The sequence below is a fragment of the Paenibacillus sp. OK060 genome, assembly GCF_900101205.1.
Classification (GTDB): domain Bacteria; phylum Bacillota; class Bacilli; order Paenibacillales; family Paenibacillaceae; genus Paenibacillus; species Paenibacillus marchantiae.
The window spans coordinates 1-14,639 of record NZ_FNFR01000004.1; the positions used below are offsets into that span (position 1 = coordinate 1).

Genomic DNA, 14,639 nt, shown 5'->3' on the forward strand with positions numbered 1-14,639 from the left:
CCTTGAAGACGACGAGGTAGATAGGCTGGGGGTGGAAGTGCAGCAATGCATGGAGCTGACCAGTACTAATCGGTCGAGGGCTTATCCAATATGCAAGTTATAAATCACACATTTCGTTTCGGATCTAGTTTTCAGAGAATGATCTCTGAAGTGTAAGCTATGCTATGCGTTTGGTGGCGATGGCGGAGGGGTTCCACACGTACCCATCCCGAACACGACCGTTAAGCCCTCTAGCGCCGATGGTACTTGGACCGCAGGGTCCTGGGAGAGTAGGACGCCGCCAAGCAATCAAAAGACACGATCGTAGATAAGCGATCGTGTCTTTTTCTGTTATTATGATCATGGGAATGAATTATAACTCCTGTAGGCTGTTTTATATATCTTGGTCTTAGAGATAAAACTCATTTTATACATAAAATACTGGCCTTCCCATCATCCAAGCTGTGATACAATAGGTGGGGTCTATATAGAAACGGAAACACGCATGAGTACGAGGAGGAACTGAATCACGATGAAATCAGCCCCGTTTATTGCCGTGGAGGGTCCGATTGGTGCGGGGAAAACAACGTTAGCAACGATGCTTTCTCAGGAATTGAACCTTCCGCTGGTCAAGGAAATTGTAGAAGAGAATCCCTTTTTGGCTTCCTTCTATCAGGATATAGATGAGTGGAGCTTCCAGCTTGAAATGTTTTTTCTGTGTAACCGGTTTAAGCAACTGGAAGACACAGGCGTGCACTACATTAAGAAGAATACACCCGTCATTTCGGACTATCATATCTATAAAAATATGATTTTTGCCGATCGTACCTTAAAGGGCACGAAACGGGACAAATACCGTCAAATCTATCACCTCTTAACGGATGATCTGCCGAAACCCAATCTGGTGCTCTATATTGAGGCTGAGCTCGATACATTGATGAACCGGATCAACAAACGTGGACGGTCTTTTGAGCAGGATATGGACCCCGCTTATATGGAGCAGTTAATTGCAGATTATAAAACAGGTATGGACTACCTGGCTAGCAGCCCGAATCCGCCAATTATCATTAAGGTGAATGCGGAGCAGCTCGATTTTGTAGAACATCCCGAACATTTCAAACAGATTGTTAATCAGGTAAAGGAGTACATCACATGAACAATTATGGCATTCCGGCCAATGCATTAATTACGGTAGCAGGTACCGTTGGGGTGGGCAAATCCACTCTGACAGCGGCACTGGCAGACCGTTTGAGCTTCAAGACTTCGCTCGAGCAAGTCGACCACAATCCATATCTGGAGAAGTTCTATCATGACTTTGAACGCTGGAGCTTCCATTTACAGATTTATTTCCTGGCAGAGCGTTTCAAGGAACAGAAGAAAATCTTTGAACTGGGCGGTGGATTTGTACAGGATCGTTCCATCTATGAGGATACAGGTATCTTTGCACAAATGCATGCGGATCAGGGCACAATGTCGGCTACGGATTTCGAGACGTACAGCAGTTTGTTTGAAGCTATGGTGATGACACCGTATTTCCCTCATCCGGACGTACTGATTTACCTGGAAGGTAGCCTACCATCCATTCTGAATCGGATTACGGAACGCGGACGGGAGATGGAGATTCAGACGGACCGTTCCTACTGGGAGCATATGCATGAGCGCTATTCGGTATGGATTAATCAATTTACGGCCTGTCCGGTACTGCGTTTGAACATCGATGAGTATGATGTGAATGACCCAGCATCGGTGGATGCCATTTTGGCGCAGATTGCTGCTGTCATTAATCCTTCCAACGCGACGCAATTATAAACATTAACTTATCTAAGTATGTTATTCATAGGTTAATGAAAGAGTTATTAAATTAATAAGATTAAATGAGATCCCCTCGCTGCCAATTCAAGGCTGATAGAGGGGATTTTTTGCGTTATATTGAGATAAAAGCATTGGTGCAGAACCTATTTTAATGATTATAAGATAGTAGAAATTTGTTGAATAAAAGGAGTATTTGTGGTTTCATAGGAAAGGTGAATTCTGGAAAAGAAGCATAAGCATGACTCAGGAGGGAAAGACAACGTGGAAGAGAAACAAGGGATCAAGATCGGCATGCCAATCGTTGGTGGATTATTGGCAGCAGTTGTAGGGAGCATTGTGTGGGCAGTGATCGCTGCCATGACGGAAAGGGAGCTTGGGCTCATTGCTATCGTTATTGGGGCGCTCACAGGCTACGCGGTTGTATTGTTTTCGAACAAACGGATCGCGACAGTACACAAAGCCATTGCAGTCATCTTTGCACTTATCGGCATTTTGCTTGGGAAGTATCTGACGGTGGTGTATTTTACTTCCGAGTTGTTCAGCGATGCAAGCATGTTGGATCTGGTGTTCGATGGTGAGATGGTTAGTGCATTTGTGGACACCTTTACGGATTATTTCAGCGAGCCGGTTGACCTGTTATTCATCGTACTTGCGATCGTATCGGCATGGCAGATTCCAGGACGGATGGCGAAGACCAGTCTGGCATCGGATGCTTCCTCGTCAGATCACGCTCCTAGAGCTTAACCGATGGATAGAAGGAAGCAAGACCTGTGTAATACAGGGATTGCTCCATTAAAAAAAGTACTCAGAGTGAATAACTGTAAATGGCTTATTCACATTGCGGCTGAGATACTAAAAGAGGGACGTGACGCCTTAGGGCGTGCGTCCCTTTTTGTGTAAACTGAGTAATTGTTGAATCCTGGGCTGTCCAGCACATTGCATGAATACGGAAAAGATGTGACAGAACGGAGTTCTATTTAATACGAGCATATTGCCTATAACGAGAGAGCAAGTTTTCATTAGCAATAGAAAGTTCGAAATGGAACTACTTGTCTACAACGTATACCTGATTGCGAGGGGCATCGGATAATACGGATAATGCTATAGGTGGAATCAATGTAGGCCTAGATTAGCTGTTTCGATCAGCAAACACAGCCATGGCATCCCTCATAAATACAGCCAAGCCTTCGCCGAATTGATCAATATTACGTGTAAAACGTTCGTCGTCTACGTACATTTGGCCTAACCCTCTGAAGACTTCAGGAGAATAATTGCCCATGTTGTTCAGATAGCTGTACCATTCCGAGATTCCGGCTTGAGCTTCGGCAGAGTTTGGATCCGTGTGACGAATTGCTGCAAGACGAGAGTAGATTGAATTCATTTGATCGGATAGAGCTTTTTGCTCCCCAGTAGACTGGTTGTGTAACTTTTGATTAGCCTGATCCACTGCTTGGTCTCCCCAACGTTCCCGCGCTTCCTGCTCATACGGATTATGACTGAAATTAAACCCTTCAAATTGTTCTTTGGCTGTCATCTTAATTTCTCCTCTCACGTGTTGAACCGATTTATCAATGGTGGCGATCATTTGGTCCAACCGCTGGCGTTTCTCCAGCAAAATACGGCGATGCATATTCAGGGCTTCTTCTCGATCGAACGATGGATTGTTTGTAATCTCCTTGATATCTTTCAGAGAGAAATCGAGTTCTTTAAAAAATAAAATCTGCTGCAGCATTTCCAGATTGGCATCTGAATACAGTCGATATCCGGCAGAAGTCACTTCGTCCGGTGTTAACAGTCCGATCTCATCATAATGATGCAGTGTGCGCACACTGATCCCGACAAGTTCGGCCACTTCTTTTACTTTCATGGCCATGATGGAAACCTCCTTACACCACCGATTGTACAGCGTCACGTTACGTGAGAGTCAACAGGTGAAAATGAAAAAAATAAGATGCAGGCACGGAAGCTGCATCTTGAGAATAACTGAATGTGCTGCACCATCTATCTGGTGCAGCACACGGGCTAGCAGTGCAGGGAGCGCATGGCTACGCCTGCATCCCGTGCACCGCCGCAGCGAACTGCGCAGCCGCTGCGCGCACATCGGCCGCGCCCGCGATGGCGGAGATGACGGCTACGCCGTCGGCTCCTGCCGCCATCACGGCGGCCGTGGTATCGGGCGTAATGCCGCCGATACCCACCACCGGAACTGCGATGCCTGCGGCGCGCAGTTCGGCAACCCCAGCGGGGCCCAACACAGCGTGGGCATCCGCTTTGGACCGCGTCGGGTACATTGGCCCGACGCCAAGATAGTCGGCGCCCGCCTGCACCGCACGGCGGGCTTCCAGCGCGGAGTGGGCGGATACGCCAAGCATCCGCCCTTCTCCGATGCGGGCGCGTACCAGCGCCGCGTCCGCATCGTCCTGGCCGACATGTATGCCGTCGGCCTCCACCACCACAGCCAGCTCCACATCATCGTTCACGATGAACGGTATCCCGTGCTGGCTGCACACCTCGCGAAGCCGCATCGCAAGCGTGATGCGTGCTTCGCCAACCAGAGCGCCAGTTCCTTTTTCACGGAACTGGAACAGCGTAATGCCGCCAGCGATGGCTTGGCGCAGCACTTCCACGGGGTCACGCGTCGTATTCACGCTGCCCATTACCAAATACACCTGCATCGCATGCCGTACCGCTTCTGCATCCAGTGGGCGCATTACTGTTCACCCCGCAGTCTGCGCTGATAGGCAAAATGATTCGTCGGCCCATGTCCGGCCCCAATCCCCAGCTCATCTTCGATGGCTGCCTGAATGAATGCTCGCGCGGTGGTGACGGCAGCCGGCACAGCTGAGCCTTTCGACAATTCGGCAGTAATGGCCGCAGAATACGTACATCCCGTTCCATGGGTATGCCTTGTCACTACCCGAACGTTCTCCAGATAGTGAAAAGACTGCCCATCATAGAGCACATCGACAATGATGCCATTTCCCCCATCATGACCACCTTTCACCAAAGCATACGTGGAGCCCATCTGCACGATCTGCCTTGCGGCTTCTTCACGCTGACTCAAATTCATAATAGACATTCCTGTAAGAAGCTCGGCTTCCGGAATGTTCGGGGTCGTGATCAGTGCATGAGGCAGCAGCTCCGTAATTAGCGCTTGAACGGCCTCCTGTTGCAGCAGGGGAGCGCCGCCTTTGGCAACCATAACCGGATCGATGACCAGATTGCACCATCCGTATTGCTGCCATTTCTCGGCAACCAGTCGAATAATCTCAGCACTGTAGAGCATGCCCGTCTTCACGGCTGTAGGCTGAAAGTCATCACCGGTCGAATCCAACTGTTGAGCAATACCTTCATATGAAATAGGGAAGACGCCCTGCACACCTGTTGTATTTTGGGCAGCGATAGCTGTAATTATAGTCATGCCGTATACACCGAGCTCCTGAAAGGTCTTCAGATCAGCTTGAATTCCGGCGCCGCCACCATTATCGGAACCAGCAATCGTCAAAGCCTGCGCAATACTCATTACGCACCTCCATCAAACTGGCGAACCTGTGCCCGCTCTGCGAGAACGTCAGGTGTCACTTGGGCCAGTTGATTCAGCAATTCGATCTGGAAGCTGCCCGGTCCCAGGTCAGCGGTGCGTTCCGCCGCAATCTCTGCTGCAACGCCATAGAAAGCGAGTGCCTCCACAACACTGCCCAGCAAGTCTTCTCCCGGTTTAGCAATGGCTGCAAAAGCACCAATCACGGAGCTGAGTAAGCAGCCTGCACCAGTTACTTGGGTAAGCAAGGCATGTCCATTACTCGTCAGGAACGTTGTTTGTCCATCCGTAATGACATCCTCGCGTCCGGTAATGACGACCACACAGCCGAGTTTTTGTGCTGCCCGTTCCGCTATTCCGATTCGATCTCCATCGCCTTGACCTGCATCCACACCTTTGATGCTCCAACGCTCACCGATGACATTGGCGACTTCTGCCACATTGCCCCGCAACACCGTGAGGCGAAGCTCACGAACGAGCATCTGAATGGTTTCCGTACGATAGGCGGTTGCGCCAGCTCCAACCGGATCGAGCACAACAGGTACGTTATTTGAATTAGCTGATCGACCAGCCAAACGGATCGCCTCAACCACCTTTTCGTCCAGTGTGCCAATGTTCAGTACAACTGCTCCCGACATCTTGGCAACATCAGCAACTTCTTCATGCGCATAAGCCATAAAGGGAGATGCACCTAGTGCGAGCAAACCGTTGGCCGTAAACGGAGCGACGACAATATTCGTAATGTTATGAACAAGCGGATTTTGCGTACGAACACGTTCCAGATAAGACATATAAGTTCCTCCTAATAAATAAGCAAATTAATCAATAAAAGTGTCAGGGCAGGGTGGGCCATTAAATCATGGGAACTAAACGCTATTCTCGGATAGCTGGAAAGTCCATATAGAAAGCTTAATTAAAGAGTCCTTATCCTCGATAAAGATTCTAATCGTACAGTTATTGAATTCCGTAACTACTCATGTTATCGACATCTGATAATGAATTTACAACTTTCAAATTTCCCTTGATCTCGTCCAGTAATCGATTTTACTTACTCACCCTGCAAGTTGATAAAAGCATCCTCAGCCTTTACGGAATCCGGAATCAGTTCACTTTGAACCAACCATGCACGTACATTTTCCCAAGAAGAGGCGTCCTGCCTGCCAAACGGCTGACCTTCTTCATTCATCAGTGGCAGTAAAATGTTTAGACTTTTGATTTCGATCTCCGGGTCAAGTGGAGACGTTTCGTTCTCATGTGCGAGCAGAATGTTCAGCGCGTCCTCGGGGTGCTCTGTTACATATTTCTGTCCTTCCTGCATCGCTTTGATGAAGCGGGTAAGCTGATCTTTCTTCGCTTCAATGCCCGCATCACTTGCAGTGAGGACCAGTTCATAATAATCAGGTACGCCGTAATCGACGGGATTGATCGCTTTCATGGCATGGCCTTCCTTTTCCAGAATCAATTGTTCATGGTTAATAAAACCACCCATAATGGCATCTGCCTGCCCGGAAGCCAGGGAAGGGATCAGGTCAAATCCCACATCCACCAAATTCATCTTGTCGGGATTACCGCCATCCTGGCTGATCATGGTACGCACCATTGCTTCATACAAAGGGATTGAGGAATAGCCGACCGTCCTCCCTTCAAGATCTTTTGGCGATTTCACTTTACCGTCTGCTTCAGTCAACAGATGCACGAGCGGATGGCGAACGACGGCTGCAATCGAACGTACAGGAATGTTCTCCCCACGCGCGAGCAAAATTTGCGGCTGGTAGCTTAGTGCAAGATCGATTTTCCCGGCGGCAACAAGTTTGAGTGCATCATTCGTATCGGCAGGCATCTGGATATCGACATCCAGACCTTGATCCGCGAAGTAACCATTCTCCTGAGCAACATAGATGAAGGAATGCACTGCATTTGGGTACCAATCGAGCATGATGGACAGCTTGTCTTTGGATGTCGATGGCGTTTCTATCGCAGATGAGTCTGTATCGTTTGCATTGGAAGTTGAGCCTGTGGAGGGCGTATTGATGCCCGTTTTACCGCATCCGCTGACGATTAGCAAAAGAGACATGAGCAGAATGGGGAGCAGGGAATAGATATGCTTTTTATTCATAACGTAAAGTTCCTCGTTTCTTTTGTTTTTTTGTTTTGAAATCCGAAAGTTATCCAGCTTTTCTTCTACCTGCATGACGTGGTGTACCAAATCTTCTCTCCATCCATGCAATGAGTACAAACAGCGCGATACCAAGCAGGGATAATAGCATAATGGCGGCGAACATCGCATCCGTGTTCATATTGCTCGACATTCTGCGGCTGAAGTAGCCAAGCCCCTTGCTTCCACCAAGCCATTCACCGATCGTTGCACCGACCACACAATACACCACGGACATTTTCAGTCCCGAAAAGAAGGAGGGAAGGGCAAGTGGAATCTGGAGTTTGCGAAAAATATCCCACTTGGTGGCCCCCATCGTCAGCAGCAGTTCACGCTGCTCCGGATCACCCTTGCGCAGGCCATCGTAGGTGCTCACCACAATTGGGAAAAATGCGATCAGGAACACCACCGCCACTTTACTCCACAGCGTGTAGCCAAACCACAGGATAAAGACGGGGGACAGGGCAATCAGCGGGATCGTCTGACTGATCACGATGAAGGGATATAACGCTTTTTCAATCGACCGATTCATATACATACCCGTTGCAAGTGCAATTCCGGCACCAATGGACAAGCCAAAACCAACGACAACCTCCATCAAGGTAGCAGGCAGATGTGTAGCCAGCAGAAGGTGGTGATGTTCATACAGCGAACGGACAATCGCCGTCGGGGCTGGAATGATGAAGGAAGGCACCCATCCCATACACACAATCCACTCCCAGAGAGCAAGCAGCAAGATCATGAGCAAAAGAAACAGACCATAACGGGCAAGCCAACCTCTTACGCTATGCTTCATGCTATCTCTCAAGTTACCGTCTCGCATGCAATTGTTCCTCCAGTAGTCGTCTCATCTGAACGAGAGCCGGTTCGTAGATCATGTCCGAATGTCTTGGACGTGGCAAAGGTACCGTCAGATCCTGCAGCTGTTGGCCTTGGCCCACCGGAGTTAACAGGATAATTCGATCACTGAGCAGCAGGGCTTCTTCAATGTCATGTGTGATGAACAACACGGTTTTGCCCAGGCCTTCCCAGAGCTCCAGCAGCCAGCGATGCATCTCACGTTTGGTCAGGGCATCGAGTGCGCCGAATGGTTCATCCAGCAGCATCAGTTGGCCACCTGTCAGCAAAGTACGAAGCAGCGCGACACGCTGGCGCATGCCACCTGAAAGCTCGTCCGGGTAAGCATGCGCGTGGCCGGATAAGCCAAATCTGTCGAGGCCAGCCAGGATATCTGCTCGAATCCTTATCTTATCCTGCCGACCTGCAGCCAGTTCAGAGGGAAGCATGCAATTCCCCATGACGGTTCTCCAGGATAATAGGAGGTCCTTTTGCGGCATGTAGGCCACCTGCCCCAGTCGCTTTCCTTCTTGAACCCAAGGAATTTCAATGGTTCCGTGTGTTGGCTCAAGCAAGCCTGCCAGCAGCTTGAAAAGGGTACTTTTACCGGAGCCGCTGGAACCGATGAGCGAGACGAATTCGCCTTTGGCTACACGCATCGACACATTGGAGAGCACGGGGGAATCCCTTTTTCCCGGGAAAGCGTAGCTCATGTTGTGAATGGTTATATCGTTATCCATCTCGTTCCGTCCCCCCTTGTTATTCATAATTCAACTTCAAACCGCGGGATCTTTAATTACACCTTCTGATCTGCCCGCAGAACGCGAAAAAGACCCACCCATTTCCGGAGAAATGAGTGGGTCTGTAAGTTCAATTCACATTAAATTCCATCATCAACATGAAAAAATCCGCTTACTGAGAGGCCGCTCCACTTCCCTCCGCTGGTATGATCCAGATCAGGTTCAAAGGGTCCGAATCGTTCGATTCGTCTCAGCCGCAAGGCTCCCCTAGTGCAATGTTCAAGATATGCAGTTGTGTGTTCAGCATATATCACATGCAAGTGGAATGTAAAGAGGGCGGCTTAAAAGAAGTGTGCGTAATGTGAGTTAGGAAAGTAACTAGGATTCTAATCGTTTGAATGTAACAGTGAATCAAGCTCCCCGATCAGACGGGCAATCTGCTCCGGTGTACCAATCGTAATCCGAAGCCAGGTAGGCATACTGAATTGGGCACCGCCGCGGACAGAGATGCCTCTGTTCAACAATTCTTGGGTAATCGGGCCACTATCCTGCAACAGATCAACCATGATGAAATTTGTTTCGGAAGGGATGTAGGGTAAGTTCCACTGATCAAAGGACTGCATTAACGTTTCCCTTCCTTGACGATTGTAGTGCAGGCAGTGAGAAACAAATTCATGATCATCCAGGCTGGCCAAAGCAGCGGCTTGGGATGTGGCTGTCAGACTGATGGGCAGCTTGACCCGGTTAATGCCTTCAATAATGCTTTCATTCCCGATGCCATATCCAATTCGCAGGCCGGCAAGTCCATATATTTTGGAGAAGGTCCGCAAAATAATCAGATTATTATACTGCTCCAGCAGCTTAACCGTATCAGGATAATCTTCACTTTCCGCGAATTCATAATACGCTTCGTCCAGGACAACCACGACATGGGAGGGAACATGTTCGAGTAAACCAAGTAGGGCATCTGCCGTGAAAATGGTTCCGGTTGGATTATTCGGATTGCACAGCCAGATAATTCGGGTAGAAGCATTGATCCGTTGCCGGAATTGCTCCAGGTCCAGTGAATGGTTGACCAAAGGCACTTCATGAATGACCCCGCCTGCCAGCAGCGTAGCGCCCTTATACCAGTTAAAGGAGGGCACTGGAATGAGTGATTCCTCGCCGGGATTAAGATAGGCTTGGGCGGTAAGGGTAAGGAGCTCGAATGAACCACTGCCAAATACCAGTTGGGAGGTACGCACACCCAGACGGTCCGCAAGTTTGTCACGCAGCAGTTGGCTGGAACCGTCGGGGTATTGAGCCAAAAGATCGGAACCCAGCGATCTGACCGCTTCCGCTGCCAGGGGAGAAGAACCGAACGGATTCTCGTTCGCTGCAAGTCGATCTACACTTTCCAGTCCCAACTCCCGCCGGATCTGTTCCATGGATTTGGCAGGCGTATAAGCCGGAATTTGAGTTAAAAGGTCTTTAACAGGTGGAGAGGGAACGGGTGAGAGGGATTGCATAATCATGCCTTCTTTCCAGTGGAATTAGATCGAGAATGATATCTGTTTCTGGGCAATCTGCTGTGGTGTCTCTTGTGGCGGAGTCAACAAGCGATTCAGAATCAGGTTTTCAAAATGAGCAAACCCGCTGTCCCGAACGCGTGGCCGCTCCAGCGTAATTCGGGTATCCATCGTTATATGACCATCCTCAATTAACAGCACTCTGTCTGCCAGCGCAACCGCCTCACTGACATCATGCGTGACCAGAATGACAGTCAGATCTTCTTCTACCCACAAGCGTTCGATTAATTGCTGCATCTCAATTCGTGTCAATGCATCCAATGCACCCAGCGGTTCATCCAGCAGCAGTAAACGCGGATGACTTGCGAGTGCCCGTGCCAAGGCGACACGTTGTTTTTGTCCGCCAGATAATACCCCCGGCCAATCACCTTCACGCTCTCCAAGTCCTACATTGCGAAGCGACTGGCGTGCATCTTCCTTGTTCTTGTCGGGGATACCTAGTCGTACATTGTCGAGCACGGATTTCCAAGGCAGCAGCCTTGCTTCCTGAAACAGAAACCGTGTCTCGGGTGCTGTACTGCCAAGCTTTCTGTTGCCCAGCATAATGCTCCCGGAAGAGGGGGGTTCCAGCCCGGCGATCAGACGCAGCAAAGTACTTTTGCCACAGCCGCTTCGTCCAACGATGGCTACAAATTCCCCTTGTCTTACATTGACGTTGATGTCGGATAGTATCGTCCGCTGATCATACGATTTCTGAACCCCATCTACTTGAAGAATAGGACTGATCTGACTTGTGCTCATGGATCAATACACACTCCTTTGCTTTACTTGCGGGATAGGGCCGGGTTCCAGCGCAGCCAGCGCCGTTCCAGCCATTTAGCGATGGTATCGGACAGCTTGCCCAGCAGGGCATATAGCAGAATGCTTAAGACGATTACGTCCATCTGCATGAATTCCCGTGCGTTCATCGCCATGTATCCAATCCCCGCATCCGCCGCAACCGTCTCGGCTACGATAAGTGTCAGCCACATAATGCCAAGTGCATAACGAATGCCCACCAGAATGGAAGGCAGTGCACCAGGCAGGATAATGTCCTTATAAAGGGACCAACGGCTGAGGCCATATACTTTGCCCATTTCAATCAGACCGGGATCGACTGATCGTATGCCGTGAAACGTATTCAGATATACCGGAAAGAATACACCCAGGGAAACGAGGAATAATTTTGCTTCTTCACCGATCCCGAACCACACAATAACGAGGGGGATCAAGGACAGATGCGGAATGTTGCGGATCATTTGCACCGAGGAGTCGGCGATCTTTTCCGCAAGGGAGGAGATGCCGTTCAGCACACCCAGCAGGAAACCGAGACCCCCACCAATGAGGAATCCTCCCAAAGCTCGTCTGGCGCTAATACTGATATTGTTCAGTAGTTCACCGTTACGAAGCAGACGAATGAAGGCCTCCAGTACCTGAGCGGGCCGGGGCAAAATATTGGCTGCAACAACTCCAGATGCAGTCAGCCATTGCCACAGAGCCAGAATGAGTAGTGGTACAACAAAAGGAATGAACTGGTTAAACCATGCCCGGTTAAAGGTTTTGGACCGCACGTTATGCCTACCTCCTTGCTTCATTCGTTATTGGCTACCTGGAGCTGGAAGTTGATCTTGAAGTGCATCACTCCAGAATGTGCTCACATCGACTGCCTGCTCAAAAATTCCCGCTTGCTGAAACGTATCCGCTACGTCCTGTTCAGACTTGATGGCCTTTTCAGAAATGGCAACAATACGTGATGGGCGTTGTGCTTCTCCATCCGTGTAGGTTTTAAGGGCTTGATCCACGGGCTGGTGGGTGTTGTCTGCTGTAATTTGAGCCCACGCATCCTTATTGGCACGAGCCCAATCATTGAAATTGTTGATTCGCTCCAGATAATCGGCAAGGGCCTCTTTCTGTTCCGCATTTGCAATAGCCTGATCGGAGGCGGCTACAAGGAAGCTGCCTGACAGGATATCTTTGGCGCTGGCGAGCGTTGTTGCTTCATTCTGATGTGCTGAGATGATGGCATTGCCGTAACTGGCAAGTGCATCCACTTTCCCGCTTATCAGGGCGCTGAGTCCATCGGCTGTTGAAAGTTCGACCGGACTGATGTCACTCCAGGTTAATCCGGCTTCTTCCAGCATTTTGAGCAGGAAATAGTGGGCCGTTGTATTTTTTACGAAAGCAACTTTCTTGCCTTTCAGGTCAGCAACCGATTTGATCGATGAACCTTTGGGAACAACGACCTCCTGATTTAAGGTGCTGCCTTGTTGTACCGCAATAATCTTGAAGCTTCCACCATTGGCAGCTTGAGATGCAAAAATGGGCGGAATTTCACTGGTCACACCAAAGTCCAATTGGTTTGCAGCCATCGCTTCAAGGATCAGGTTACCTCCCTGAAATACGTTATAAGTGACTTTATAGGGGGTTTCATCGAGTCCGGCGGCTTTTAGCCCCAATTCGAGATTGCTCCATCCGGTCTGACCAACACGAATGGTAACGTCTTTATTCGAAGCAGCTGATGCCGCTGTCGGTGTTGTGCCTGTACCCGCGGCCTGATTGTCAGTTCCGGCAGAGCAGCCGGAGATCAGCATCAACAGAAGCGCGCTCAGAAAGGCAGTTAAGGGAAGAGTGTAATGGCGGTTTGGACGGATCATAGGGAGGAAACCTCCTTGGTGTATGTACTGCTTTCACTGGACTGACTGGATTCTATGAATGTTTGGCCGATACGGTCTGCCTGAAGAATGGCTTCGGTTACCTGCGCCGTACTAACTCCGAAGGAGAGATGCGCCGCACTGCCTTCCCGCAGCTGTAGTCCTGCTGCAATGCGCGCAGCAGCTTCCTTAGGCTGTTGTTGTATGCCAAGCTCGGCAAGAGTGATAGGCAGATTCAGCTTATGTAACAGAGTGATCAGCTCATGAAGCTCATCCCCTGCTTTGCCTTCAAGAATCCACTGGGTGAAGAGTCCAAAGGCTACCTTTTCTCCATGTAGTGAAGCGTGTGTTTCGGGTAATTTGGTGAGGCTATCATGTAGCCCATGAGCAATCGCGGCATGAAGTGATCCATCGCTAATGCTGCCTACAAGGCCTGCGAGCACAATAATGGCATCGGCAACATCACGGAATTGAGGTGTACTACCGGTTGTATCGGTGGATTCATAGACATCGATGGCGTGCGCTTCAAGAATATCGAGTGCAAGCTTGGCGGTGCTGACACTGTTTCGGAGAGTGAGGCTGGTGGCGTTGCCACTTAGATTAACGGCGAACTCATGCCATTTTACGAGTGTGTCACCGATCCCTGCGGCCAAATATCGCCTTGGTGCACTCGCCAGAATATGAGGATCAGCCAGAACGAGATCAGGCGAACGACGCAGGGGACGATATCCTGCAGATTTCCCCTGTTCATCATAGAGCACGGTTAAGGCGGACCAGGCAGCGCAGGTTGCGGCAATCGTTGGGACCGTTACAATGGGCAATTGGGCTTGCTCGGCCACCGCTTTGGACAGATCGAGCACTTTACCACCACCGACGCCGATAATCAGATCAACATCCAAATCGAAGGCTTGCTGTGTGAAAGTATCAATCTGGCCTGTTGTAACCTCACCGTGAAACAATTGCACATGGAACTTGATCTTATGCTCCTCCAATGAAGGAAGAAGGTAAGGCTGTACGGCTTTTAATGCAGACTCACCGGCGATGATGAGAACATGCTGCCCAAGCTGTGCAATCCGCGAACCACTTTGCTCAAGAATGTTAGCCTCGTGTACATATACTGCGGGTGCCTTAACAGTAATCATGAATACACTCTCCTTATAACTTATTATTCTTACGTTTTAACTTGGTTTTAAATTGCTTAGATTCTAGCATCGCGTCTCGGCAACTACAATGACCTGGACAATCAATACATCCTATACTTCGATTGAAAGAATCTATAGGTGAACGTAGTTAACGAATTCGATGAGAAAAAGGGAATTAACATCCTAGTCGATTTACCTTGTCCCTTGAACCCGATATAATAGTGGTGGCACACAT

Annotated in this window: 15 protein-coding genes, 2 rRNA genes and 1 riboswitch; of the genes, 5 read left to right on the forward strand and 12 right to left on the reverse strand. The window is 49.5% G+C overall.

The annotated features are described in order from the left end of the window. The 5 genes from BLS14_RS15210 to BLS14_RS15230 all read left to right on the forward strand — a co-directional run. A 23S ribosomal RNA gene (locus tag BLS14_RS15210) occupies positions 1 to 89 on the forward strand; the annotation flags it as partial. 80 nt (positions 90 to 169) lie between these two features. After that, positions 170 to 286, forward strand: a 5S ribosomal RNA gene (rrf, locus tag BLS14_RS15215). A gap of 225 nt (positions 287 to 511) precedes the next feature. After that, positions 512 to 1,135, forward strand: coding sequence for a deoxynucleoside kinase (locus BLS14_RS15220; protein ID WP_063568458.1), 624 nt, complete (start codon positions 512 to 514; stop codon positions 1,133 to 1,135). Continuing rightward, positions 1,132 to 1,788, forward strand: coding sequence for a deoxynucleoside kinase (locus BLS14_RS15225; protein ID WP_072735026.1), 657 nt, complete (start codon positions 1,132 to 1,134; stop codon positions 1,786 to 1,788). Before BLS14_RS15220 ends, BLS14_RS15225 begins: the two co-directional genes overlap by 4 nt. A gap of 264 nt (positions 1,789 to 2,052) precedes the next feature. After that, the gene (locus BLS14_RS15230) at positions 2,053 to 2,535 is read left to right on the forward strand and encodes a hypothetical protein (protein ID WP_090952694.1); all 483 of its coding nucleotides are present in this window, start codon (positions 2,053 to 2,055) and stop codon (positions 2,533 to 2,535) included. A 385-nt stretch (positions 2,536 to 2,920) separates the two neighbouring features. Here the strand turns inward: BLS14_RS15230 and BLS14_RS15235 are convergent, their stop codons facing one another. From BLS14_RS15235 to BLS14_RS15290, 12 genes are all read right to left on the reverse strand, one after another. Continuing rightward, positions 2,921 to 3,664 (reverse strand): MerR family transcriptional regulator, encoded by a 744-nt coding sequence (locus BLS14_RS15235; RefSeq protein WP_090807608.1) that lies wholly within the window; start codon positions 3,662 to 3,664, stop codon positions 2,921 to 2,923. A 172-nt stretch (positions 3,665 to 3,836) separates the two neighbouring features. Further along, entirely contained in the window at positions 3,837 to 4,502 is a 666-nt protein-coding gene (gene thiE, locus BLS14_RS15240) for a thiamine phosphate synthase (protein WP_090807610.1), read from the reverse strand. Then, positions 4,502 to 5,314 (reverse strand): bifunctional hydroxymethylpyrimidine kinase/phosphomethylpyrimidine kinase, encoded by an 813-nt coding sequence (gene thiD, locus BLS14_RS15245; RefSeq protein WP_090952696.1) that lies wholly within the window; start codon positions 5,312 to 5,314, stop codon positions 4,502 to 4,504. The genes thiE and thiD overlap by 1 nt, the downstream gene beginning before the upstream one ends. After that, a complete protein-coding gene (gene thiM / locus BLS14_RS15250; protein WP_090952698.1) occupies positions 5,314 to 6,123 on the reverse strand; it encodes a hydroxyethylthiazole kinase in 810 nt (269 codons plus the stop codon). Before thiM ends, thiD begins: the two co-directional genes overlap by 1 nt. Before the next feature lie 257 nt (positions 6,124 to 6,380). Next, on the reverse strand, positions 6,381 to 7,448 hold the full coding sequence (locus BLS14_RS15255) for an ABC transporter substrate-binding protein (RefSeq protein WP_090953342.1): 1,068 nt from the start codon (positions 7,446 to 7,448) through the stop codon (positions 6,381 to 6,383). Positions 7,449 to 7,497: 49 nt separating this feature from the next. Continuing rightward, the gene (locus BLS14_RS15260; RefSeq protein WP_371121641.1) at positions 7,498 to 8,310 is read right to left on the reverse strand and encodes an ABC transporter permease; all 813 of its coding nucleotides are present in this window, start codon (positions 8,308 to 8,310) and stop codon (positions 7,498 to 7,500) included. Beyond that, positions 8,297 to 9,091 carry an ABC transporter ATP-binding protein gene (locus tag BLS14_RS15265; RefSeq protein ID WP_256336495.1) on the reverse strand — a complete coding sequence of 265 codons (795 nt, stop codon included), beginning with the start codon at positions 9,089 to 9,091 and terminating at the stop codon, positions 8,297 to 8,299. Before BLS14_RS15265 ends, BLS14_RS15260 begins: the two co-directional genes overlap by 14 nt. Positions 9,092 to 9,240: 149 nt before the next feature. Further along, positions 9,241 to 9,343: riboswitch (TPP riboswitch) on the reverse strand. A 107-nt stretch (positions 9,344 to 9,450) separates the two neighbouring features. Beyond that, positions 9,451 to 10,578: a histidinol-phosphate transaminase gene (gene hisC / locus BLS14_RS15270; RefSeq protein ID WP_218133142.1), complete on the reverse strand. Its 1,128-nt coding sequence runs from the start codon at positions 10,576 to 10,578 to the stop codon at positions 9,451 to 9,453. Between the two features lie 18 nt (positions 10,579 to 10,596). Further along, positions 10,597 to 11,373, reverse strand: coding sequence for an ATP-binding cassette domain-containing protein (locus BLS14_RS15275; RefSeq protein WP_090952704.1), 777 nt, complete (start codon positions 11,371 to 11,373; stop codon positions 10,597 to 10,599). A 23-nt stretch (positions 11,374 to 11,396) separates the two neighbouring features. Continuing rightward, positions 11,397 to 12,182 (reverse strand): ABC transporter permease subunit, encoded by a 786-nt coding sequence (locus tag BLS14_RS15280; RefSeq protein ID WP_063568384.1) that lies wholly within the window; start codon positions 12,180 to 12,182, stop codon positions 11,397 to 11,399. A 27-nt stretch (positions 12,183 to 12,209) separates the two neighbouring features. Further along, on the reverse strand, positions 12,210 to 13,265 hold the full coding sequence (locus BLS14_RS15285) for an ABC transporter substrate-binding protein (RefSeq protein WP_072735036.1): 1,056 nt from the start codon (positions 13,263 to 13,265) through the stop codon (positions 12,210 to 12,212). After that, the gene (locus tag BLS14_RS15290) at positions 13,262 to 14,404 is read right to left on the reverse strand and encodes an iron-containing alcohol dehydrogenase family protein (protein ID WP_090807622.1); all 1,143 of its coding nucleotides are present in this window, start codon (positions 14,402 to 14,404) and stop codon (positions 13,262 to 13,264) included. Before BLS14_RS15290 ends, BLS14_RS15285 begins: the two co-directional genes overlap by 4 nt. Positions 14,405 to 14,639: the final 235 nt, after the last annotated feature.